This window comes from Pseudomonas sp. HS6, assembly GCF_023375815.1.
GTDB lineage: Bacteria > Pseudomonadota > Gammaproteobacteria > Pseudomonadales > Pseudomonadaceae > Aquipseudomonas.
The window spans coordinates 5785915-5809587 of the sequence record NZ_CP067412.1 but is presented as its reverse complement, the minus strand read 5'-3'; the positions used below and the strand labels follow the sequence as shown (position 1 = coordinate 5809587).

General features: G+C 60.5%; 23 protein-coding genes. 16 read left to right on the top strand and 7 right to left on the bottom strand.

Annotated elements, in window-relative coordinates; genetic code table 11:
* Positions 1 to 105: 105 nt before the first annotated feature.
* Complete coding sequence (locus JJN09_RS26410; RefSeq protein WP_249484397.1) at positions 106 to 2148, top strand: M3 family metallopeptidase; 2043 nt, start codon at positions 106 to 108, stop codon at positions 2146 to 2148.
* A gap of 9 nt (positions 2149 to 2157) precedes the next feature.
* On the opposite strand, the gene JJN09_RS26405 is transcribed toward JJN09_RS26410, so the two are convergent.
* On the bottom strand, positions 2158 to 2802 hold the full coding sequence (locus JJN09_RS26405) for a dual specificity protein phosphatase family protein (RefSeq protein WP_249484396.1): 645 nt from the start codon (positions 2800 to 2802) through the stop codon (positions 2158 to 2160).
* Between the two features lie 298 nt (positions 2803 to 3100).
* Between JJN09_RS26405 and JJN09_RS26400 the strand changes: the two genes are divergently transcribed.
* From JJN09_RS26400 to JJN09_RS26390, 3 genes are read left to right on the top strand one after another with little or no spacing between them, the layout of a single operon-like run.
* Positions 3101 to 3847, top strand: a complete 747-nt coding sequence (locus tag JJN09_RS26400) for a gluconate 2-dehydrogenase subunit 3 family protein (RefSeq protein ID WP_249484395.1) — start codon at positions 3101 to 3103, stop codon at positions 3845 to 3847.
* Between the two features lie 2 nt (positions 3848 to 3849).
* Complete coding sequence (locus JJN09_RS26395) at positions 3850 to 5634, top strand: GMC family oxidoreductase (protein WP_249484394.1); 1785 nt, start codon at positions 3850 to 3852, stop codon at positions 5632 to 5634.
* Between the two features lie 12 nt (positions 5635 to 5646).
* Positions 5647 to 6948 (top strand): cytochrome c, encoded by a 1302-nt coding sequence (locus JJN09_RS26390; RefSeq protein WP_249484393.1) that lies wholly within the window; start codon positions 5647 to 5649, stop codon positions 6946 to 6948.
* A 53-nt stretch (positions 6949 to 7001) separates the two neighbouring features.
* On the opposite strand, the gene JJN09_RS26385 is transcribed toward JJN09_RS26390, so the two are convergent.
* Positions 7002 to 7304: a hypothetical protein gene (locus JJN09_RS26385; RefSeq protein WP_007953977.1), complete on the bottom strand. Its 303-nt coding sequence runs from the start codon at positions 7302 to 7304 to the stop codon at positions 7002 to 7004.
* Positions 7305 to 7537: 233 nt separating this feature from the next.
* Here JJN09_RS26385 and JJN09_RS26380 point away from each other — a divergent pair, with 233 nt between their 5' ends.
* From JJN09_RS26380 to JJN09_RS26370, 3 genes are all read left to right on the top strand, one after another.
* Positions 7538 to 8596 (top strand): PA0069 family radical SAM protein, encoded by a 1059-nt coding sequence (locus JJN09_RS26380; protein ID WP_249484392.1) that lies wholly within the window; start codon positions 7538 to 7540, stop codon positions 8594 to 8596.
* 238 nt (positions 8597 to 8834) lie between these two features.
* A complete protein-coding gene (locus tag JJN09_RS26375) occupies positions 8835 to 9566 on the top strand; it encodes a carbonic anhydrase (RefSeq protein WP_096822442.1) in 732 nt (243 codons plus the stop codon).
* A gap of 90 nt (positions 9567 to 9656) precedes the next feature.
* A complete protein-coding gene (locus JJN09_RS26370) occupies positions 9657 to 11183 on the top strand; it encodes a SulP family inorganic anion transporter (RefSeq protein ID WP_249484391.1) in 1527 nt (508 codons plus the stop codon).
* A 51-nt stretch (positions 11184 to 11234) separates the two neighbouring features.
* Here JJN09_RS26370 and JJN09_RS26365 read toward each other — a convergent pair whose 3' ends face one another.
* Positions 11235 to 11867 (bottom strand): hypothetical protein, encoded by a 633-nt coding sequence (locus JJN09_RS26365; protein ID WP_096822440.1) that lies wholly within the window; start codon positions 11865 to 11867, stop codon positions 11235 to 11237.
* A 369-nt stretch (positions 11868 to 12236) separates the two neighbouring features.
* Here JJN09_RS26365 and coxB point away from each other — a divergent pair, with 369 nt between their 5' ends.
* The 4 genes from coxB to JJN09_RS26345 all read left to right on the top strand — a co-directional run bounded on the left by coxB (position 12237) and on the right by JJN09_RS26345 (position 16627).
* Positions 12237 to 13364 carry a cytochrome c oxidase subunit II gene (coxB, locus tag JJN09_RS26360; RefSeq protein WP_249484390.1) on the top strand — a complete coding sequence of 376 codons (1128 nt, stop codon included), beginning with the start codon at positions 12237 to 12239 and terminating at the stop codon, positions 13362 to 13364.
* Between the two features lie 82 nt (positions 13365 to 13446).
* Positions 13447 to 15033, top strand: coding sequence for a cytochrome c oxidase subunit I (gene ctaD / locus JJN09_RS26355; protein ID WP_249484389.1), 1587 nt, complete (start codon positions 13447 to 13449; stop codon positions 15031 to 15033).
* 129 nt (positions 15034 to 15162) lie between these two features.
* Positions 15163 to 15714 carry a cytochrome c oxidase assembly protein gene (locus tag JJN09_RS26350; RefSeq protein ID WP_085713029.1) on the top strand — a complete coding sequence of 184 codons (552 nt, stop codon included), beginning with the start codon at positions 15163 to 15165 and terminating at the stop codon, positions 15712 to 15714.
* A 25-nt stretch (positions 15715 to 15739) separates the two neighbouring features.
* Positions 15740 to 16627, top strand: coding sequence for a cytochrome c oxidase subunit 3 (locus JJN09_RS26345; protein ID WP_249484388.1), 888 nt, complete (start codon positions 15740 to 15742; stop codon positions 16625 to 16627).
* A gap of 22 nt (positions 16628 to 16649) precedes the next feature.
* Here JJN09_RS26345 and JJN09_RS26340 read toward each other — a convergent pair whose 3' ends face one another.
* Positions 16650 to 16853: a twin transmembrane helix small protein gene (locus tag JJN09_RS26340; protein ID WP_065260656.1), complete on the bottom strand. Its 204-nt coding sequence runs from the start codon at positions 16851 to 16853 to the stop codon at positions 16650 to 16652.
* Between the two features lie 71 nt (positions 16854 to 16924).
* On the opposite strand from JJN09_RS26340, the gene JJN09_RS26335 reads away from it, so the two are divergent.
* Genes JJN09_RS26335 through JJN09_RS26315 form a run of 5 tightly spaced genes read left to right on the top strand, consistent with a single transcriptional unit; the run spans position 16925 to position 20833 of the window.
* A complete protein-coding gene (locus JJN09_RS26335) occupies positions 16925 to 17665 on the top strand; it encodes an SURF1 family protein (RefSeq protein WP_249484387.1) in 741 nt (246 codons plus the stop codon).
* A complete protein-coding gene (locus JJN09_RS26330; protein ID WP_249484386.1) occupies positions 17631 to 18224 on the top strand; it encodes a hypothetical protein in 594 nt (197 codons plus the stop codon). The genes JJN09_RS26335 and JJN09_RS26330 overlap by 35 nt, the downstream gene beginning before the upstream one ends.
* Positions 18225 to 18234: 10 nt before the next feature.
* Entirely contained in the window at positions 18235 to 19314 is a 1080-nt protein-coding gene (locus tag JJN09_RS26325; RefSeq protein ID WP_249484385.1) for a heme A synthase, read from the top strand.
* On the top strand, positions 19302 to 20201 hold the full coding sequence (cyoE, locus tag JJN09_RS26320) for a heme o synthase (protein ID WP_085733847.1): 900 nt from the start codon (positions 19302 to 19304) through the stop codon (positions 20199 to 20201). Before JJN09_RS26325 ends, cyoE begins: the two co-directional genes overlap by 13 nt.
* The gene (locus JJN09_RS26315) at positions 20198 to 20833 is read left to right on the top strand and encodes an SCO family protein (protein WP_085733848.1); all 636 of its coding nucleotides are present in this window, start codon (positions 20198 to 20200) and stop codon (positions 20831 to 20833) included. Before cyoE ends, JJN09_RS26315 begins: the two co-directional genes overlap by 4 nt.
* Before the next feature lie 61 nt (positions 20834 to 20894).
* On the opposite strand, the gene JJN09_RS26310 is transcribed toward JJN09_RS26315, so the two are convergent.
* From JJN09_RS26310 to JJN09_RS26300, 3 genes are all read right to left on the bottom strand, one after another.
* Positions 20895 to 21665, bottom strand: coding sequence for a MetQ/NlpA family ABC transporter substrate-binding protein (locus JJN09_RS26310; protein ID WP_249484384.1), 771 nt, complete (start codon positions 21663 to 21665; stop codon positions 20895 to 20897).
* A gap of 74 nt (positions 21666 to 21739) precedes the next feature.
* A complete protein-coding gene (locus JJN09_RS26305) occupies positions 21740 to 22414 on the bottom strand; it encodes a methionine ABC transporter permease (protein WP_065260662.1) in 675 nt (224 codons plus the stop codon).
* Entirely contained in the window at positions 22414 to 23421 is a 1008-nt protein-coding gene (locus tag JJN09_RS26300; RefSeq protein WP_249484383.1) for a methionine ABC transporter ATP-binding protein, read from the bottom strand. Before JJN09_RS26300 ends, JJN09_RS26305 begins: the two co-directional genes overlap by 1 nt.
* Positions 23422 to 23673 lie beyond the last annotated feature (252 nt).

Here is a 23673-nt window from a genome sequence, read left to right as displayed (position 1 = left end):
CCACCTTCTACCGAATCCCGGTGGAAGGTGGTATTGGCTTAACACCTGTCCCCCGCACTTGCTTCGTAGGCTGGCCGTTTCCGCCACGCCTCGAAGGAAGCTGCCATGTCCGACCCTAATCCCCTCCTGCAACGCTGGACCCTGCCGCCCTGGCCGGATATTCGCGCCGAGCATCTGCTGCCGGCGATCAACAGCATCATTGCCGACAACCGACAAATCATTGCGCAAGTGATCGCCAGTCAGATCGAGCACCCCGGCTGGGATGATCTGGTGCTGAGCATCGACGAAGCGGATGCCCGTCTCGGTGAGGCCAGCTCGATTCTTGAAACGTTGTCGACGGTCAGGTCCGACGATGCCGCCTGGCTCGTAGAAAGCGCCAAGGCGCATCTGGCGATCAATCAGTATCGATCCGAAAAGTCCCGCAACCGCCCGTTGTACGAGGCCTACCAGCGGCTGGCGCAGAGTTCGATCGCGGCCAGTTTCGACGAGTCGCGCAAAATTGCCCTGACGCGGATATTGCGCAAATTCAGGCGGTCAGGCATTGAGCTAGCCACCGCGCAGCAACAGGAACTGGCGCGGTTGAACCGCGAGATCGGTGGGTTGGAATACGTATTTCTGGACAACCTGGAGCGCTGGGCCGGGACATGGAGCAAACGGGTCGACGATGCGGCACTGCTCGCCGGCCTGTCCCCCGCTCTGAAGGAGCGTCTCGCGTTGAACGCACACGAGGCCGGCCATGACGGCTGGCTGATCCGCCTGGATCAGAACACCTGCAATCACATCCTCAAATACGCCGATAACCGCGCGCTGCGGGAGGAGTGCTGCGTTGCCTACATGACCCGAGCCTCCGATCAAGGTCCACTGGCCGGCCGCTTCGATAACGGCCCGGTGCTGACGGCGTTGCTTGCCTTGCGCCAACAGAAAGCGCATTTACTCGGCCACGAAAACGCCGCGCAACTGAGTCTGGCAAAAAACATGACCGGGACAACAGCCTGGGTCAGTGGTTTTCTCCAGCGCCAGGTTGTGCAGTTGGCGCCTGCTCTCGATCAGGACGCCAAGCAACTGGCCGCCTTTGCGCTGAAACGCGGAATCGACCGGATTCAGCCCTGGGATGAAGACTTTCTCGCCGAACAATGGCGCCAGCAGCAGTTTCCCGGTGTGCTGGACAACCTGCGAGATTACTTCCCGCTGGAGGGCACCCTGCGCCGGCTCTGCCTGTTCTGTGAACGCATGTTCGGGATCCGTATCGTCGAGCGAATCGGCGGCAGGCACTGGCATGACGATGTGAGGTTGCTGGAAATCAGCGAATACGAGCAGGTCATCGGCTACATCTACCTCAACCCGTTTCACCGCGACAACGCCGCGGACTTCCCCGGCGCCTCCACGCTACGCAACCGCCGGATCAATGCCGAAGGTCGCCCGGCACTGCCGATTGCCATGCTCTCCAGCAACTTCACACCGCCCACGGACACCCATCCGTGTCAGCTCGATCTCGACGACCTGCGAGTACTTTTTCATGAATTTGGCCACTGCCTTCAGCACGTACTGACGCGTTCACCTCATCACACCCTGTCCGGCATCCTGCAACTGCGCCATGAGTCCGCGGAGTTTTCCGGTCAGTTGTTCGAGCAGTGGTGTCAGTCGCGGGAGTTTGTGCTGTGGCTCGGCGCGCATTTCCAGACTGGTGAACGCCTGAGCGCCTCACGGGTCGACGCCGCCCTGACAGCCAGCCAGGCCCACGCCAGCCGGCAAAAAGCATTGCTGCTGATGGGCGCGATCATCGATTTCGAGCTGCACCTGACCCACGGCGATGGGCGCTCTGTCGAAGCGGTTTGCGCCGACGTGCAGAGGACAATGGCTCACCTGCAACTACCGGACGGTCACCGGTTCGCCAATGGTTTCGATTACATGGTGACCCAGTATGACGCGTCGGTTTACGCCTATATCTGGTCGGGAGTGCTGGCTCAAGAGGCGTTCAAGCGTTTCAGCCGTGACTGGGTGTTCAACGCGCAAACCGGCCGGGCATTGCGCGAAACGTTCTTTGCACCCGGGGCCGGGCGCCCCTTGCTGGAAGCGGTGAAAGCGTTCGTCGGCCGGCCAGTCGGTGAAATTCTTCACGCCGACCCGCCGACCTTCTTTGCGGAGTGATCCAGTGGATTACTTCAGATTGACGGTCTGGAACCAACTCTTCATCGAGCAAGTAGCGAACGCACTGGTGCTGCAATCACCATTGGCCAGCGCCGTACGCAGTTTTTCGACATCAGCCTGCATGACGTAGCGAACGCCGTCCTTGAAGTGACCGCTTTCACCGAAACCACCCTGGGTCATTTCATTCAGGGCGTCTTCCTTGCTCCAGCCTTGCACCACGATGCGGTACATCGCGGCCATCAGGCCGGTGCGGTCGGAGCCATGCTTGCAATGCATCAACACCGGGCCGTTGGTTTCGGCGGTCTGAATCGCGCGCAAGGTCTTCAGCACGTCGCTGTCATCGACGTGATTGGTGCGATACGGCAGTTGCACCTGATTGATGCCGGGGGCGTTCAGCCAACTCGAATCCGCTTCTGGCAGAAAGTTGATGACCGTGCCCACTTTCAGGCTTTGCAGCAACGGCACGGCACCGGAATCCGGCAGCGCACTGCGATAAAGCGTGGGCGACATCTGAAAGAAGTTGTATTTCACTTCGACCGGTTGCGCCCATTCCGGAGGACGAGAAACCGGCGCATCTGCGGCATGGGCCGTGATCGAGCCGAGCAGGGCAAACAGCGAGAAACAGATTGCGGAGGAAAAACGCTTCAAGGACATGCTGTGCGGTGACCGTGTGGGATTCGTCAGTGAGGGCCGCAGCTTGAGGGTTGTCCAGTCAAATCCCTGTGAGGCGTTTGTCAAAGAAACGTGAAGCCAAGGACATTCTTCGTCGCAAATCCGGGCTTTTTTTCGGCTGAATCGATTCATCCGGTTGGTTAGGCTGCTACCATTTGTCACATCATGTTGCGGACGCGTCCCCCTTTTCCGGGTCATTTCCGACCACGTCGCAACCGACCACTCAAAAGCCGTCCCCAGAAGCGGCTGATAACCATCAATGCCTGATGAGGTACACCCCATGTCTGATCAAGATCGAGACAACCCGCGGCGTGAGTTTTTGCGCAAATCCCTGACTCTGATTCCCGTGGTCACCCTCGCCGGAACCGGCCTGGGCAGCAGCGTGCTGCAAGCCGCCCCGGAAAGCGCACCGCCTGCTGCACCGGCAAAACCGGCCGTCGCTGACGCAGGCGTCTATCAGCCGAGCTATTTCACCGCCGAAGAGTGGGCGTTCATCAATGCCGCCGTCGCGCAGTTGATCCCAAACGATGCCCAAGGTCCTGGCGCTCTCGAAGCTGGCGTTCCGGAATACATCGACCGTCAGATGAACACCCCGTACGCCGCCGGTGCCCTCTGGTACATGCAAGGACCGTTCAACGCCGACGCTGCGCCGGAGATGGGCTGGCAGAGCAAACTGGTGCCAAAAGAGATCTATCGCCTCGGCATCGCCGCCACGGATCAGTGGGCAAAATCCCTCAATGGCAAAACATTTGTCGACCAAGACAGCGCTACCCGAGACGATTTGCTCAAGCAGCTTGAGGCTGGGAAACCGCAATTCGACGCCGTTCCGGCGAAGATTTTCTTCAATCTTCTGCTGCAAAACACTAAGGAAGGATTCTTCTGCGATCCGATCCATGGTGGCAATAAAGGCATGGTCGGCTGGACCATGATCGGCTTCCCCGGCGCCCGCGCCGATTTCATGGATTGGGTGGAACGCAACGAGCAATACCCCTTCCCGGCAGTTTCGATTCGCGGCGAGAGGGCGTGAGCATGGCAACGGTAATGAAGAAGGTCGACGCAGTGATCGTCGGTTTCGGCTGGACAGGCGCGATCATGGCCAAGGAGCTGACCGAAGCCGGGCTCAACGTGCTGGCGCTGGAACGCGGGCCGATGCAGGACACCTACCCGGACGGCAACTATCCCCAGGTGATCGACGAACTCACCTACAGCGTGCGGAAAAAACTCTTCCAGGACATCTCCAAAGAGACCGTCACCATCCGTCACAGCGTCAACGACATTGCTCTGCCGAACCGTCAGTTGGGCGCGTTCCTGCCGGGCAATGGCGTGGGCGGCGCCGGGCTGCACTGGTCGGGCGTGCACTTTCGGGTCGACCCGATCGAGCTGCGCATGCGCAGCCACTACGAAGAGCGTTACGGCAAAAGCTTCATCCCCAAGGACATGACCATTCAGGACTTCGGCGTCAGCTATGAAGAGCTGGAACCGTTCTTCGATTTCGCCGAAAAAGTCTTCGGCACTTCTGGCCAAGCCTGGACCGTGAAAGGCCAACTGGTCGGCCAGGGCAAGGGCGGCAACCCGTACGCGCCGGATCGCTCGAACCCGTTTCCGCTGGAAGCGCAGAAGAACACGGTTTCCGCACAGCTGTTCGGCAAAGCGGCTACCGAAGTCGGTTACAAACCCTACAACCTGCCTTCCGCGAATACGTCAGGGCCGTACACCAACCCTTACGGCGCGCAGATGGGCCCGTGCAACTTCTGCGGCTTCTGCAGCGGCTACGTTTGCTACATGTATTCCAAGGCCTCGCCGAACGTGAACATTCTGCCGGCGCTGAAACCGCTGCCGAATTTCGAACTGCGGCCTAACGCTCATGTGCTGCGGGTCAACCTCGACAGCACGAAAACCAAGGCCACCGGCGTCACCTACATTGACGGCCAGGGTCGTGAGATCGAGCAGCCGGCGGATCTGGTGATCCTCGGCGCGTTCCAGCTGCACAACGTACGACTGATGCTGCTCTCCGGCATCGGCAAACCGTACGACCCGATCAGCGGTGAAGGCGTGGTCGGGCGTAACTTCGCCTACCAGAACATGGCGACCATCAAGGCGTTCTTCGACAAGGACACTCACACCAACAACTTCATCGGCGCCGGCGGTAACGGCGTGGCGCTGGACGACTTCAACGCCGACAACTTCGACCACGGGCCACACGGCTTCGTCGGCGGTTCGCCAATGTGGGTCAACCAGGCCGGCAGCCGGCCGATCGCCGGCACCTCCAACCCGCCGGGCACCCCGGCCTGGGGCAGTGCGTGGAAACGCGCGACCGCCGATTACTACACCCACCAGGTGTCGATGGACGCACACGGCGCGCATCAGTCCTACCGTGGCAACTATCTCGATCTGGATCCGGTGTACCGCGATGCCTACGGCCTGCCGCTGCTGCGGATGACCTTCGACTGGCAGGAAAACGACATCAAGATGAATCGCTTCATGGTCGAGAAAATGGGCAAAGTCGCCGAAGCTATGGGCCCGAAAGCCATCGCCGTGATCGGCAAGAAAGTCGGCGACCACTTCAACACTGCGTCCTACCAGACCACCCACCTCAACGGTGGCGCGATCATGGGCACCGATCCGAAGACCAGCGCACTGAACCGCTACTTGCAGAGCTGGGACGTGCACAACGTATTCGTACCGGGTGCGTCGGCGTTCCCGCAGGGCCTGGGTTACAACCCGACCGGGCTGGTCGCCGCGCTGACCTACTGGTCGGCGAAAGCGATCCGCGAGCAATACCTGAAAAACCCCGGCCCGTTGGTTCAGGCTTAAGGAGCGATGACCATGAAGACTCTCGTTATCGCGACCCTGGCGCTGCTCGGCAGCGCTTCCCTTTATGGCGCCGAAGTTGATCAATCCTTGATCAAAAAAGGTGAATACCTCGCCCGTGCCGGTGACTGCGTGGCGTGCCACACGGCCAAGGACGGCAAGCCGTTCGCCGGTGGTCTGCCGATGGAAACTCCGATCGGCACGATTTATTCGACCAACATCACCCCGGACAACACCGGGTTGGGTGGCTACAGCTTCGAGGAGTTCGACCAGGCTGTGCGTCATGGCGTGGCCAAAAATGGCAGTACCTTGTACCCGGCGATGCCGTACCCGTCCTACGCCCGTGTCAGTCAGGATGATATGCAGGCGCTTTACGCCTATTTCATGCACGGCGTTGAACCGGTGGTGCAGGAGAACAAGGCCAGCGACATCCCGTGGCCATTGAGCATGCGCTGGCCGCTGATGGGCTGGCGCTGGCTGTTCGCGCCGAAGGTCGAGGACTACAAACCCGCGTCGGACGATGCTGTCGTCAGCCGTGGGGCGTATCTGGTGGAAGGCCTCGGACATTGCGGCGCCTGCCATACGCCACGGGCCCTGACCATGCAGGAAAAATCCCTGAACGCGACCGAAGGCAGCAGTTTTCTGTCAGGCAGTGCGCCGCTGGAAGGCTGGATCGCCAAGAGCCTGCGCGGCGACCACAAGGATGGTCTCGGCAGTTGGAGCGAAGAGCAACTGGTGCAGTTCCTCAAGACTGGCCGCAGCGACCGCAGCGCAGTGTTCGGCGGCATGAGCGACGTGGTCACCCACAGCATGCAGTACATGACCGACGCCGACCTGACCGCGATTGCCCGTTACTTGAAGTCACTGCCGGCGAATGATCCTGCCGACCAGCCGCATCAGTACGACGAGAAAGCCGCCAAAGCCTTGTGGAACGGTGACGACAGTCAGCGCGGTGCGTCGGTGTACATCGACAACTGCGCAGCCTGCCACCGCACCGACGGCCACGGCTACACCCGGGTGTTCCCGGCGCTGGCGGGCAATCCGGTGTTGCAATCGGAAGATCCGACCTCACTGATCCACATCGTGCTCAAGGGCGGCACACTGCCTGCGACGCACACCGCACCGTCCACCTTCACCATGCCCGGCTTCGCCTGGCGATTGTCGGATCAGGAAGTGGCGGATGTCGTGAGTTTTATTCGTGGAAGTTGGGGTAACAAGGGCTCCACTGTCACCGCGAAAGAAGTTTCCAAGTTACGCACCGACGATATGACTACAACATCAGCCGGTGATCTTGGACAAGTAACAAGCCACAACTAAGCGCAACAATCCCTGCATGAGAAATCATGCAGGGATTGTTCACTCAATCGCTGTTACGGATTGGTAATACTGGCGTAAGCTTTGGCCAGCGCAACCAGTTTGGCTCGATCCTGCTCACCGATTTCACCGTCGCGATCCACATCGTGCTCCAGACGGCCGATGCTGAAGGTATGGCCGCCATCCCGGGAGGTCGCGGTGACAAAAATCGGGTCCACCAGCATTTCAGTCTGTACGCCAGCCTCGGCATCCCAGCCCAGCTCCTTACGCGCCAGTTGCATGGAAACCAGTGTATTAGGCTCCGATGGGCCGGGCTGCATGAGTTGCAGAAAAATACCGCGCGAATTAAAAAACGACATCATCAAATCCTTTTGTCTTTTATATAGTCAAGTGGTGTGAAGCGGAGTGGATACTACGAACTTGAACAGTAAACGAACAGCCAACTTATGTTTCTTCAATTTGCACAACTGTAACTTTAGCTCTAAACAAACTTACAACTAACCGCGCGATTTATTGATGGACGGCTGAACGGTAGTGGATCATCCGCCATCTTGCAGATACTGTATGCATATACAGATCAAGGACACCCGTGATGACCAGCCTCTTGCCCCCGCGCGGTCGCGGCACCGCCACCAACCCGCACAACCGCTTCGCGCCAAGTCGTTCGGTGGCCGAGGATGACGGCTGGTTTCAGGAAGTGCCTTTGACCCAAGGCACCGAAGTCAGCTTCGAAACCGCAAAGACCATCATCACCCGCAACACCTCGCCGGACCTGCCCTTCGACCGCTCGATCAATCCCTATCGCGGCTGCGAGCATGGCTGCATCTATTGCTACGCGCGGCCGAGCCACGCCTATTGGGACATGTCGCCGGGGCTGGATTTCGAAACCAAACTGATCGCCAAGACCAACGCCGCCCAGGTGCTGGAAGAACAGCTGGGGAAAAAAGGCTATCAATGCGCGCCGATCAATCTGGGCTCCAACACCGACCCGTATCAGCCGATCGAGCGCGAACACAGAATCACCCGCCAGACTCTCGAAGTGTTGCTGCGCTATCGACATCCGGTGACCATCGTCACCAAGGGTTCGCTGATCCTGCGTGACCTCGACCTGCTCACCGAACTGGCGCAACAGCGGCTGGTGGCGGTGATGATCAGCCTCACCACCCTGGACGATGAACTCAAACGCATCCTCGAACCCAGGGCCGCCGCGCCCAAGGCCCGGTTGCGGGCGATACGGGTGATGCGCGAAGCAGGGATTCCGGTCGGTGTACTGTGTTCGCCGATGATTCCGATGATCAACGACAGCGAAATCGAAAGCCTGCTGACCGAAGCCCACGCGGCCGGTGCCCAGAGCGCCGCGTACATGATGTTGCGCCTGCCGCTGGAAGTGGCGCCGCTGTTCGAGGAATGGCTTGAGGCGCATTACCCGCAACGTGCCGCCCATGTGTTGAGCCTGATTCGCCAGAGCCGCGGCGGCGAGCTGTACGACAGCCGTTTCGGCGCCCGAATGCGCGGCGAAGGGCCGTTCGCCGACCTGCTCGCGCAACGCTTCGCCAAGGCATTGAAACGCCTGGGACTCAATCATCGCGAAGGTTTCAATCTGGATTGCACAGCCTTTTGTCCGCCGGGTCGCCAGATGGCGCTGATTTAGGGACAATTGGCCTATGGTTGAGTGGAGGGAATTGCTTGCCCGGTTACGCTGGTCACGTTTTTTGTGACCTGGAACACACGTTCTAGAGCGCTTGATTCAGTTTGAGTTAAGTTTCGGCGGTTACCTTGTTCATCGAGTGACTGACGGGTCGGGATGACCCGGATGTTTTTAAACAGCCACTGGCTTCATACCGGAATACACGGGAACGACTCCCCGAATCCGCCAAAGAGGATGAATCATGAGTGACAAGGATAAACAGCCGTTGGCTGCGTCGGCGCAAGCCGTCCCTGGGGCGGAATCCGCCGATGCAGCGCTGCGACATATCGTTGACGGCTTTTTGCATTTTCATCATGAGGTCTTTCCGCAACAGGAAGAACTCTTCAAGAAACTCGCCACGGCCCAATCGCCACGAGCGATGTTCATCACCTGCGCCGACTCGCGCATTGTCCCTGAACTGATCACCCAGAGCTCCCCCGGCGATCTGTTCGTGACCCGCAACGTCGGCAACGTCGTTCCGCCCTACGGCCAGATGAACGGTGGCGTTTCCACCGCCATCGAATACGCGGTACTGGCGCTTGGCGTGCAGCACATCATCATTTGCGGCCACTCCGATTGCGGCGCCATGCGCGCAGTGCTCAATCCGGACAGCCTGGAAAAGATGCCGACGGTCAAAGCCTGGCTGCGCCATGCCGAAGTCGCGAAAACCATGGTGCATGACAACTGCAACTGCACCGACGAAAAAGAAAGCATGCCGATCCTCACCGAGGAAAACGTCATCGCCCAACTGCAGCACTTGCGTACCCATCCTTCGGTAGCCTCGCGCATGGCGAACGGTCATCTGTTCATCCATGGCTGGGTCTACAACATCGAAACCAGCGAAATCAAAGCTTACGACGCGGATCAGGGACGCTTCCTGCCGCTCGACGGCAGCCATCCGATCCCGGTGGCGACGCCCAAAGCGCGCTTCTAAATCCTCCTAAAAATCCGTGTGGTCTGACGCCGGTCGCTGTTTCAGCGGCCAGGCTTCGCCACGCCTGAAGAAAACTTCGGGAGAGTCATCATGCGTGCGGCTCAATTAAAAGCTGTGTTGCCACGGGAGCTGCTCGCTTCAGTGGTGGTGTTTCTGGTCGCCCTGCCACTGTGCATGGGCATTGCGATTGCTTCGGGGCTGCCACCGGCCAAAGGCCTGATCACCGGGATCATCGGTGGACTGGTGGTGGGCTGGCTGGCGGGTTCGCCATTGCAGGTCAGCGGGCCGGCGGCAGGTCTGGCGGTGTTGGTGTTCGAACTGGTGCGCCAGCACGGTATCGAGATGCTGGGCCCGATTTTGCTGCTGGCGGGTTTTCTGCAACTGGTGGCCGGGCGCCTGAAGCTTGGTTGCTGGTTTCGGGTCACGGCGCCAGCGGTGGTCTACGGGATGCTTGCCGGGATTGGCGTGCTGATCGTGCTCTCGCAAGTGCATGTGATGCTGGATGCTGCGCCGAAACCCTCTGGCCTGGACAACCTGACAGCGTTCCCCGGCGCGGTGGCGCAGGCTTTGCCGTCGTTTGGCTGGCAGGCCGGGTTGCTCGGGCTGTCGACCATCGCCGTGATGTGGCTGTGGGAGAAATGCCGTCCGCATTCGCTGCGCTTTATTCCCGGCGCGCTGCTCGGTGTCGGGCTGGCAACTGGCGCCAGCCTGTTGCTGGCGCTGCAAGTGAAGCGGGTTGAAGTACCGGCGAATCTGGCCGAAGCCATCGACTGGCTGAAACCGGCGGACCTGCTGAGCCTGGCCGACCCGACCCTGCTGATCGCCGCGTTCGCCGTGGCCTTCATCGCCAGCGCCGAAACCCTGCTGTCCGCCGCCGCGGTGGATCGCATGCACAGCGGCCCGCGCTCGGACTTCGACCGTGAGTTGTCGGCACAAGGGGTCGGCAACATGCTCTGCGGCCTGGTCGGCGCGCTGCCGATGACCGGGGTGATCGTGCGCAGCTCGGCTAACGTCCAGGCCGGCGCCACCACGCGCTACTCGACGATTTTCCATGGCTTGTGGCTACTGGCCTTCGTGTTGTTGCTGTCGAGTGTGCTGCAAAGCATTCCGGTGGCGAGCCTGGCCGGGGTGCTGGTCTACACCGGTTTCAAACTGGTGGACCTGAAGGCGTTCCGTGGTCTGGGCCGTTATGGCCGGATGCCGATGTTCACCTACGCCGCGACGGCGCTGGCGATCATCTTCACTGACCTGTTGACCGGTGTGCTGATCGGTTTCGGCCTGACGCTGGTGAAACTGGCGTTCAAGGCTTCGCGGCTGAAGATCAGCCTGATCGATCTGCCGCAGGACGGGGAAATGGAATTGCGTCTGGTGGGCGCGGCGACGTTTCTCAAGGTGCCTGCGCTGACTCAGGTGCTGGGCAGCATCCCGCCGGGCACGAAGGTGCACGTGCCGCTCAACAACCTGAGCTACATCGACCATTCGTGTCTGGAGTTGCTGGAGGAGTGGGGCCGGGCCAATGCGGCCAAGGGTTCGAAGCTGTTGATCGAGGCGCGCGGGTTGAAGCGCAGGCTTGAAGGACGGATCCGCACCACCACCGGCATCGGTGCGGCAGGCTGAAAACATTTGGGGGAACAGAGCAACCTGTTCCCCCAATCGTTTGCGCAGAGATCAAGCAGCAGGCTGATCCAGTTCCAGGCCCACGCCCAGACGGCGACTCATGCACGGCCAGCGTTTCCACGCCGCACCGGTGTCAGGGCTGCTGAGTTTCTCGCGGTAGGCTTCCACCGACTCCAGCGCAAAGCTGTCGTCGTCGAGCATGCTGTCCACCGCGTGGTGCACCACTTCGTCGAGTTGATTGGCAAATTCCTCACCGAGCAACTGGTGAGCAATCAGATTGGCGACCGTCATGTCCAAGGGGATCAGTGGCTGGCCGAAATGCTTGATGTACAGGTCGTTGACCTCTTCGACAAAACGGTGCGCCAGATAGGCTTCGTCCAGCAGACTGTCCAGACCGACCGGCGGCTGGAGAAAGTACTGTTCGGCGATTTTCAGCACCGGTTTGATCTGTGACTCGATTCCCGCTTCCCTGGCAACTTCATTGGCTGCATCCAGCAGGTCTGGCACTTCATCGATGTAGGCGGCGACAAAACGCGTCAGCACGCCGTTGGCGTCGGTTTCCGGCAACTGGATCGCCGGGTGCAGGTGTTGCAGTTGGGCTTCCAGCTGACGGGTCAGCTTTCCGGTTTCAATCTCGTGTTGTCGGGCTATGTGGATCTGCTCGCGCAATGCGGCGGTGTTCATGAAAACTCCAGGAAACAAGGCAATGAAATAGGGAAGACATAACTTAGCTGGCTTACGAAAAATGCTAAGACGCATTTGTCATAATTATTTCATCCTTGATACACCTGCGTTATATCGGTTTGCCACCACTCGTCTGCATCCTTCTCCATTCGTGCCCCGGAACGCAAGTGCCAGCTGTTTCACTCGATTTACTTCCTCGCATTGCATTTTTCAGCCGCTGTCTATACTCGCCATTGAATGGAGTTAGCTGATGACGCCCGACTGCACCCGCAGCAAGGCCCGGCGATTCAAGTTCGTAGTCTGATGCAGCCGATCCCTTGCCGCAGGCGAAAGCCGGCGGGATAACAAGAACGATAAGGGGAACCCGCAATGATGCGACATCCACACGTCTGGATGGGCCTCCTGTTGTGGTCGATTTTCAGCCAGGCCAACGCGGCCTGGACTGTGAATATGGCGCCTGGAGCGACTGAAATCAGTCACGCAGTATTCGACCTGCACATGACCATTTTCTGGATCTGTGTGGTGATCGGGATCATCGTCTTCGGTGCCATGTTCTGGTCGATGATGGTGCACCGCCGTTCTACCGGGCAGGTCGCCGCAAAATTCCACGAAAGCACCACCGTCGAAATTCTCTGGACCATCGTCCCGCTGCTGATTCTGATAGCGATGGCCGTGCCGGCGACTGCGACCCTGATCCGCATGTACGACACCAGTGAGCCGGATATCGATATCCAGATCACCGGCTACCAGTGGAAGTGGCACTACAAATACCTGGGCCAGGACGTCGAGTTCTTCAGCAACCTGGCCACCCCCGCCGAGCAGATCCACAACAAGGAAGCCAAGGGCGAGCATTACCTGCTCGAGGTCGACAAGCCGCTGGTGCTGCCGACCGGCGCCAAGGTGCGCTTCCTCGTGACCTCCGCCGACGTGATCCACTCCTGGTGGGTGCCGGCCTTCGCGGTCAAGCGCGACGCGATCCCGGGTTTCGTCAACGAAGCCTGGACCCGCATCGACAAGCCCGGCATATACCGTGGCCAGTGCGCCGAGTTGTGCGGCAAGGATCACGGCTTCATGCCGATCGTGGTCGACGTCAAGGAGAAGGCCGACTACGAAAAATGGCTGGCCGATCGCAAGGCCGAGGCTGCGCAGCTCAAAGAGCTGACCAGCAAAGAATGGACCCTCGACGAGCTCAAGGAGCGCGGCGACAAGATCTACCACACCACCTGCGTGGCCTGTCACCAGGCCGAAGGCCAGGGCCTGCCGCCGATGTTCCCGGCGCTCAAGGGCTCGCCGATTGCCACCGGGCCGAAAGCCGATCACCTGCACCGCGTGTACTTCGGCAAACCGGGCACCGCCATGGCGGCGTTCGGAAAACAACTTTCGGAAGTCGATATCGCAGCGGTCGTGACCTACGAACGTAACGCCTGGGGCAACAACAAGGGCGACATGGTCACGCCAAAAGAAGTGCTGGAGCTGAAACAGGCGGAAAGCAAATGAGCCGGTCTATTGCGTACTGCGTGAACCGGCCGGGGCAAGGCGCCCCGGCCTGCCAAGTCCACTCACTTGAAGGAGACCGGCCATGAGCGCTGTCATCGATGACCACGGTCATGCCGACCACGCCCACGGCCCCGCCAAAGGCCTGATGCGCTGGGTGCTGACCACCAACCACAAGGACATCGGCACGCTGTACCTGTGGTTCGCGTTCTCCATGTTCCTGCTCGGCGGCTCGTTCGCCATGGTGATCCGCGCCGAGCTGTTCCAGCCCGGCCTGCAGATCGTCGAGCCGGCGTTCTTCAACCAGATGACCACCATGCACGGTCTGGTGATGGTGTTCGGTGCGGTGATGCCGGCGTTCGTCGGCCTCGCCAACTGGATGATCCCGTTGATGATCGGCGCGCCGGACATGGCCCTGCCACGGATGAACAACTTCAGCTTCTGGCTGCTGCCGGCGGCGTTCCTGCTGCTGGTCTCGACCCTGTTCACCGCCGGTGGCGGACCGAACTTCGGCTGGACGTTCTACGCACCGCTGTCCACCACGTATGCGCCGGAAAGCGTGACTTACTTCATCTTCGCCATCCACTTGATGGGGATCAGTTCGATCATGGGCGCGATCAACGTGATCGCCACCATCCTCAACCTGCGCGCCCCCGGCATGACCCTGATGAAAATGCCGCTGTTCGTCTGGACCTGGCTGATCACCGCGTTCCTGCTGATCGCGGTGATGCCGGTGCTGGCCGGGTGCGTGACGATGATGCTGATGGACATCCACTTCGGCACCAGTTTCTTCAGTGCTGCCGGTGGCGGTGACCCGGTGCTGTTCCAGCACGTGTTCTGGTTCTTCGGCCACCCCGAGGTGTACATCATGATCCTGCCGGCCTTCGGTGCCGTCAGCTCGATCATTCCGACCTTCTCGCGCAAGCCACTGTTCGGCTACACCTCGATGGTCTATGCCACGGCGAGCATCGCGTTCCTGTCATTCATCGTCTGGGCGCACCACATGTTCGTGGTCGGCATCCCGCTGGTGGGCGAGTTGTTCTTCATGTACGCGACCCTGCTGATCGCGGTACCGACCGGGGTCAAGGTGTTCAACTGGGCCAGCACCATGTGGCAAGGCTCACTGACGTTCGAAACGCCGATGCTGTTTGCCGTGGCGTTCGTGATCCTGTTCTCCATCGGCGGTTTCTCCGGATTGATGCTGGCCATCGCCCCGGCGGACTTCCAGTACCAGGACACCTACTTCGTGGTCGCGCACTTCCACTACGTGCTGGTGCCGGGGGCGATCTTCGGAATCTTCGCCTCCACGTACTACTGGCTGCCGAAATGGACCGGCCACATGTATGACGAAACCCTGGGCAAGCTGCACTTCTGGCTGTCCTTCGTCGGCATGAACATGACCTTCTTCCCGATGCACTTCGTGGGGCTGGCGGGGATGCCACGGCGGATTCCGGACTACAACCTGCAGTTCGCCGACTTCAACATGGTCTCGTCGATCGGCGCGTTCATGTTCGGCGCCACGCAGATCTTCTTCCTGTTCATCGTGATCAAGACCATCCGCGGCGGCCCACCCGCACCGGCCAAACCATGGGATGGCGCCGAAGGCCTGGAGTGGAGCGTGCCGTCGCCGGCGCCGTATCACACCTTCACCACGCCGCCGGAAGTGAAATGAACACTTTCTGCCTTGTGGAAACTCCTGTGGGAGCGGGCTTGCCCGCGATGGCGGCCTGCCTGAAACACCGCGTCGGCTGCATCGCTGGCAAGCCAGCTCCCACAGGGGTCTCGGCCGAGGGCAAAGATCATGGCTGACTCGATTTCGCTGAAGAAACTGGTGACCCGACTGCTCGGCGTGGTGGTGGCGATGTTTGTCTTCGGTTTTGCCCTGGTGCCGATCTACGACGTGATGTGCAAGGCCTTCGGCATCAACGGCAAGACTGCCGGACAGTACGAAGGCGAGCAGGTTGTGGATAACTCTCGACAGGTGCGGGTGCAGTTCCTGTCGATGAACAACGCCGACATGCCCTGGGAGTTCTACCCCAAAGGCGAGGAACTGGTGGCTCATCCGGGTGGGGTCAACGAGATGATCTTCATCGCCCGCAATCCAACCGATAAACCCATGAGCGCCCAGGCTGTGCCAAGCATCGCCCCGAGCGAAGCGGCGGCGTATTTCCACAAAACTGAATGCTTTTGCTTTACCCAGCAGGTGCTGCAGCCCGGTCAACAGATCGAGATGCCGGTGCGTTTCATCGTTGACCGCGACATGCCCAAGGACGTGAAGCACCTGACGCTGTCCTACACGCTGTTCGATATCACCGCCCGACATCCTCCGGTGGCTGCAAACACTGGCGGTTAAGCGTGCCCGATAAGGAGAACAATAAATGGCAACTCATGAGCACTATTACGTCCCGGCCCAGAGCAAATGGCCGATCGTCGCGACTATCGGCATGGTCACTACGGTGTACGGCCTGGCGACCTGGTTCAACGATCTGAAGGCAGCACGTCCGGAATCCCACGGCCCGCTGATCTTTTTCGTCGGCGGCCTGTTGCTGGCGTACATGCTGTTCGGCTGGTTTGGCACAGTGATCAAGGAAAGCCGCTCGGGGCTGTACAGCCCGCAGCTGGACCGCTCGTTCCGCTGGGGCATGAGCTGGTTCATCTTCTCCGAGGTGATGTTTTTCGCCGCCTTCTTCGGCGCGCTGTACTATGTGCGGCACATCTCCGGCCCGGCGCTGGGTGGCGAAGGCACCAAAGGCATCGCCCACATGCTCTGGCCGAACTTCCAGTTCACCTGGCCGCTGCTGCACACACCCGACCCGAAACTGTTCCCGCCGCCCAAGGAAGTCATCAGCCCTTGGGGGCTGCCGCTGATCAACACCATCCTGCTGGTGAGTTCCAGCGTGACCATCACCATCGCCCACCATGCCTTAAAGAAAGGGCATCGCGGTGCGTTGAAAATCTGGTTGGCGATCACCGTGCTGCTGGGTTGCGGCTTCCTCGCCTTGCAGGCCGAGGAGTACATGCACGCCTATCACGAGCTGGGCCTGACCCTCGGTTCGGGCATCTACGGCGCGACGTTCTTCATGCTCACCGGGTTCCACGGCGCCCACGTAACCATCGGCACGATCATTCTGTTTGTGATGCTGATGCGGATCATGAAAGGCCACTTCGACAACGAGCACCAATTCGGCTTTGAAGCCGCGAGCTGGTACTGGCACTTCGTCGACGTGGTGTGGATCGGCTTGTTCATCTTCGTTTACGTGCTTTGAGCAGCAGCTCTGAAAAACAGAGCTACCAGGGCGCGTGCGACACCAGTTGGCCGCTGTAGAAACCCCAGGCAATCAAGCCGACGGTGCAAGCGGCCAATGCCACCCGAACACTCAAGGCGATGACCAGACGATTCGAACTGCTGTCGTCCTTGACCAGGAAAAACAGGCCGCTGAACAGGCTGATCACCGTGGCAATCAGCATCAGGACGATAGCTGCTTTGAGCATGGGAAGACTCCGGGGGTACAGGCGATGCAATCAAGTATAGCGGTCGTATTCACTGCTTTTCTGGCGCGGCCATGAAGCGTTTTCGGCCGGGCGTCGTGCCGACGCTGGTGGTCGCCTTGCTGCTGCCGCTGCTGATTTCGCTGGGCTTCTGGCAACTGGGCCGGGGCGCGGAGAAAACCGCCCTGCTCGCCAGCTACGCCGAGCGCCGCGCCGCCGAACCGATGGCCAGCACTGAATTGCTGCACAGCGCCGATCCGGCGTTTCGCCGGGTTCATCTGCATGGCCAGTTCGATGCCGCCCACAGCCTGCTGCTGGACAACCGGCAGCGTGACGGCAAGGTCGGCGTCGAATTGCTGCAACCGTTTCAGGATCAGCGCACTGGCCTATGGCTGCTGGTCAATCGCGGCTGGCTGCCGTGGCCGGACCGCCGCGTTACCCCGCAATTCAACACGCCGGCCGATGCCGTGAACATCGATGCCTGGGTGTACGTCGCCCCCGGCGCGACCTTCCAGTTGCACGCCGACCCGGTCAGCAGCACCTGGCCGCAAACCGTCACCGCCGTCGAACCCGCCAAATTGTGGAAAACCCTCGAGCGCGACGGCTTCGCCTATGAATTACGCGCCGAACCCGGTCCCGCCAGCTATCAGGCCGACTGGCCGGTGGTTGCCATGGGCCCGGAAAAACACCTCGGTTACGCCGTGCAGTGGTTCGCCATGGCCACCGCCCTGTTCGGTCTCTACATCTACCTCGGATTGCACAACGCGAAGGAGAAACACCATGGGAGCGGCCATGAATCCACCCAGCATGTCTGAAACAAAAGCCCCGGCCAGTCGCCGTCGCGGCCGCATTCAACTGCTGCTGATCCTGCTCGGCGTGATCGGCCCGATGATCCTCGCCACCGGCATGTACAAATTGCAGTTCTGGGTGCCCGACGGTCGCAGCTATCACGGCGAACTGATCGGCAACGGCCAGAGCCGCGCCGACCTTGGCGTGACAGCGGACGAAGAACGCTGGCAGATGCTGGTGACCGCGCCGAAAGACTGCGCGGTGGATTGCCAGCAACTGGTGTACCTGGCGCGGCAGATCCAGATCGGCCTCGGCCGCGATGCCGGGCGCGCCAGCCATGCCCTCGCTGCCGCTCAACCGCTGACGGCCGACTACGAAGCCAAGCTGAGCCGCGAATATCCGCAACTGCAACGTTACCCGCTGGATAGCGCCGCGTTCAGCAAGGCGACGGGGGACAAAGCCACGCCACAGCTGTGGATCATCGATCCCCACGGCAACCTCGTGCTGCGCTACGACCCGAGTGTGAAGGGCAAGGATCTGCTCAACGACCTGCGCCACCTGCTGAAACTGTCGAACATCGGATAAGGGCATCGTCATGGCCAAACCTGGATTTCGCCTCGCGCTGTTTGCCACCCTGCTGGCGCTGATCGTCGTGCTGCTCGGCGCCTACACCCGCTTGACCCACGCCGGTCTCGGCTGCCCCGACTGGCCGGGCTGCTACGGGTTTATCAGCGTGCCGAAAAGCGAAGCCCAACTGGCCCATGCCGAACTGCATTACCCCGACTCGCCGGTGGAGGCGCACAAAGGCTGGAACGAGATGATTCACCGCTACTTCGCCGGCACCCTCGGCATGTTGATCTCGATTCTGGCCGGTCGCGCGTGGGTTAACCGTCGTCATCCGGGGCAGCCGCTGAAGCTGCCGCTGTTTTTATTAGCGGTGGTATTCGCCCAGGCCGCATTTGGTATGTGGACGGTGACGCTCAAGCTCTGGCCGCAAGTGGTGACCGGGCATTTGCTCGGTGGCTTCGCAACCTTGAGCCTGCTGTTTCTGCTGACGCTGAGACTGTCCGGCGTACTGCCGGCGCTGACCGTGCCCAAGCGTCTGCAATATTGGGCCACCGCTGGGTTGCTGCTGGTGATCGGACAGATCGCGCTGGGCGGCTGGGTCAGTTCCAACTATGCGGCAGTGGCCTGCATCGACTTCCCGACCTGCCACGGCCAATGGCTGCCGCCGGCGGACTTCGCCAACGGCTTTCACCTGACCCAGCACATCGGCCCCAATTACCTCGGCGGGCAACTCGACAGCGATGCGCGCACGGCGATTCACCTGACCCACCGCATCGGCGCCCTGCTGGTGACGATTGTCCTGCTCGGTCTGGCGTGGCAACTGAAAGTCGTGGGCATGACGCGACTGGCCGGGCTGGTGCTGATCGCCCTCGGCGCACAGATCACCCTCGGCATCAGCAACGTGCTGTTTCATCTGCCGCTGCCGGTGGCCGTGGCGCACAACGCCGGCGGCGCGGCACTTCTGCTGACCATGGTGCTGGTCAACTATCACGCGCGAACCAGTCTGGTTCGGGTCAAGCAGCCGATGCTTGCGCGCTGGCGTATGAGTCCGCGTAAACAGTCGGCGGCGCCCATCACTATAAAAGGAGAGACGCCATGGCGATTCTGATCGGCGAACGTCCCGCGCAGGCGTTGTGGCGAGATTACCTGGAGCTGACCAAACCGAAAGTCGTGGTGCTGATGCTCATCACCTCGCTGGTCGGCATGTTCCTCGCGACCCGCGCTGGCGTTCCGTGGACGGTGCTGGTGTTCGGCAACCTGGGGATCGCGTTGTGTGCCGGTGGTGCGGCGGCGGTCAATCACGTGGTGGACCGGCGCATCGATGCGGTCATGGCGCGCACCCACAAACGGCCACTGGCCGAGGGCCGGGTTTCGCCCACGGCAGCGCTGACCTTTGCACTGGTGCTGGCGTTGCTCGGCCAGGCCTTGTTGCTCACCTTCACCAATCCGCTGACCGCATGGCTGACTTTGGCTTCGCTGCTCGGCTACGCGGTGATCTACACCGGTTTCCTCAAACGCGCGACGCCGCAGAACATCGTCATCGGCGGACTTGCCGGCGCCGCACCACCGCTGCTTGGCTGGACCGCCGCCACCGGCCACGTCAGCGCCGAACCGTTGCTGCTGGTGTTGATCATCTTCGCCTGGACCCCGCCGCACTTCTGGGCGCTGGCGATCCACCGCAAAGAGGAATACGCCAAGGCCGACATTCCGATGCTGCCGGTCACCCACGGCGAGCACTACACCAAGGTGCACATTCTGCTGTACACCTTCGCCCTGCTGGCGGTCAGCCTGTTGCCGTACGTGATCCACATGAGCGGCGCGCTGTACCTGATCTGCGCGCTCGGGCTGGGCGCGAGGTTTCTGCAATGGGCCGTGGTGCTGTACCGTGGCACTCGGCCGCACGCGGCGATCAACACCTTCAAGTACTCTATCTGGTACTTGTTTCTGCTGTTCATCGCCCTGCTCGTAGACCACTACTTACTGTTGAACCTATGACTCGAACCCAGAAAACCGTCTTCATCCTCGTGGCCGTGATCGCGCTGATCCTCGGCCTGACCGTCAACAAAGTGCTGAGCGGCAAGGGCCAGGGCGACCCGACCGCGTTGATCGACGCCGGCATCATCCTGCTGCCGCAAAGCCGCAACCTGCCGGACGTGACGATGACCAATCAGGACGGCCAGCCGGTCACGGTCAACGAGCTCAAAGGCAAGTGGAGCCTGCTGTTTTTCGGCTACACCTTCTGCCCGGACATCTGCCCGACCACCCTCGCCCAGCTGCGCCAGATCAAGAGCGAGCTGCCGAAGGACGCGGTGGATAAATTGCAGATCGTGCTGGTCAGCGTCGACCCGAACCGCGACAACCCTGCGCAGTTGAAGCAGTATCTGGGTTACTTCGATCCGCAGTTCATTGGCCTGACGCCGAAGTCGATCGAGGAACTGCAGAAGGTAGCTAACGCGGTGAGTATTCCGTTCATTCCGGCGGATACCAGCAAGCCGAATTACACGGTGGATCACAGTGGAAATCTGGCGGTGATCGGGCCGGATGGGACGCAGCGGGGGTTTATTCGGGCGCCGTTGAACAACGCCAAACTAGTCGCGCAGTTGCCGGTGATGCTGAATCGCAAGTAAAAATCCGGACCAAAAAAAACCGCAGCCTGAGCTGCGGTTTTTTTATGCCTGTAAGCCAGGATCAGAACGCCGGCAACACCGCGCCTTTGTACTTCTCGGTGATGAATTTCTTCACTTCCGGGCTGTGCAGGGCAGCGGCCAGTTTCTTCATGGCATCGCTGTCCTTGTTGTCCGCACGGGACACCAGGATGTTCACGTACGGCGAATCGTTGCCTTCGATGACCAGCGCGTCCTTGGACGGATCCAGCTTGGCTTCCAGCGCGTAGTTGGTGTTGATCAGCGCCAGGTCGACCTGGGTCAACACGCGCGGGATGGTCGCGGCTTCCAGTTCACGGATTTTCAGGTCTTTCGGGTTCTGGGCGATGTCCTTGACGGTCGACAGGATGTTGGTCGGATCCTTCAGGGTGATCACGCCAGCCTTGGCCAGCAGCAACAGCGCACGGCCGCCGTTGGTGGCGTCGTTCGGGATGACCACGTTGGCACCGCTTGGCAGCTCGTCGAGTTTCTTGATCTTGCTGGAGTAAGCGCCCAGCGGCTCCAGGTGCACGCCGGTCACAGCGACCAGGCTGGTGCCCTTGGCCTTGTTGAACTCATCGAGGTACGGCTGGTGCTGGAAGAAGTTGGCGTCCAGACGCTTTTCGGCGACCTGCACGTTCGGCTGGATGTAGTCAGTGAAGACCTTGACCTTCAGATCCACGCCTTCTTTGGCCAGTGCCGGCTTCACGAATTCGAGGATTTCCGCGTGCGGCACCGGGGTGGCAGCTACGGTCAGGGTTTCAGCGTGGGCCGAAAAAGCGGCTACGGCAGCGAAAGCAGCGATCAGTTTTTTCATTCAGCTAACTCCTTTTTACGGCGCCCGTCTGGCGCCTGCCAGCGAATGGCCGGCTCATGTCATTACAAAACCGGTTATTTGCGCGAGAAGTGAACGACCAGTCGGTCGCCAACCATTTGCAGCACTTGCACCAGAATCAGCAGCAACACCACGGTGACGATCATCACGTCGGTCTGGAAACGCTGGTAGCCGAAACGAATCGCCAGGTCACCCAGGCCACCGGCGCCAACCACACCCGCCATTGCGGTGTAGGAAACCAGTGTAATCGCCGTCACCGTAATCGCCGCGAAGATGCCCGGACGGGCTTCCGGCAGCAAGGCGTTCATGATGATCTGGCGGGTAGTCGCGCCCATCGACTGGGTTGCTTCGATGATGCCGCGATCGACTTCACGCAGGGCGGTTTCCACCAACCGCGCGAAGAAAGGCGTTGCACCCACCACCAGCGGCGGAATCGCACCGGCCACGCCCAGCGAGGTGCCGGTGATCAGCACGGTGAACGGGATCATCACGATCAACAGAATAATGAACGGCAACGAACGCAGGATGTTCACCACCAGCGACAGCAGCGCGTAAACGCCTTTGGCTTCGAGCAACTGGCGCGGGCTGCACAGGAACAGCAACACGCCCAGCGGCAGGCCGAGCAGGACGGTGAACAGCAGCGAGCCGCCGAGCATCATCATGGTGTCGCCGGTGGCCAGCCAGATTTCGTACCAGTCGATATTGGTGAAGAAACTCATCAGGTCTGCCATTAGCGCAACACCTCCATGTGAACGTCAGCGGCGGTGAAGCGGGCGAACGCCGCGTCCATGTCGCCACCGGTGACGGCGAGGGTCAATTGCCCGTAAGGAATGTCTTTGATGCGGTCGATACGACCGGCCAGGATGCTGTAGTCCACACCGGTTTCCCGGGCGACGGTTCCGAGCAACGGCGCGTAGGTCGCTTCGCCCTGGAAGGTCAGACGCACGATGCGGCCCGGCACGTGAGCAAAGTCATCGCGCTGTTCGCTTTCGTCGATCTGCTCGTCTTCTTGGACAAAACGCTTAGTGGTCGGGTGTTTCGGATGCAGGAACACGTCGGCCACCGAGCCTTGCTCGACGATCACACCGGCATCCATCACGGCGACCTGATCGCAGACACGGCGGATCACGTCCATCTCGTGGGTGATCAGCACGATGGTCAGTTTCAGCTCGCGGTTGATTTCGGCCAGCAGTTGCAGGACCGACGCGGTGGTCTGCGGGTCGAGGGCGCTGGTGGCTTCGTCGCACAGCAGGATTTTTGGCTTGGTCGCCAGGGCCCGGGCGATGCCGACGCGCTGCTTCTGGCCACCGGACAGCTGCGCCGGGAATTTCTTCGCGTGGTCGGACAAACCGACGCGCTGGAGCAGCTCGGCCACACGCTGGTCGATCTCGGCGCGGGACAGTTCACCGGCGAGGGTCAGCGGCAGCGCGACGTTGTCGGCCACGGTCTTGGACGCCAGCAGGTTGAAGTGCTGGAAGATCATCCCGACCTGCTGACGGAAACGGCGCAGGCCGTTGGCGTCCAGCGCGGTGACTTCTTCGCCGTCGACAATGATCTTGCCGCCACTGGATTCTTCCAGGCGATTGATCAGACGCAGCAGGGTACTTTTTCCCGCGCCGGAATGGCCAATCAGGCCGAACACCTGACCGTTCTCGATGGAGAGACTGGTCGGATGCAGCGCGGTGATGTCCTTACCGGCGACGCGGTAAGTCTTATGGACGTTTTGAAACTCGATCACGTAGCGAACCTTGTGGGGCGCGTTAGAAAAGGATCAGCGGTTAGCCGGGCGCGCATTTTAGCCTGTCCGTATAGAGGTTATTAGCATTTATTCCGCATTCAACCTTTCATTTGGCAATAACGCGATCAAAGGTCATAAAAAAGGAACGGCCAAAACCCTCGTCAGTCACTAGTTAAGCGACTTGAAACTCCGGGTACCGTGCCCGGGAACCACTCAAGAGCCTCGGCAATACCGGGGTCAAACGAGGAGTTT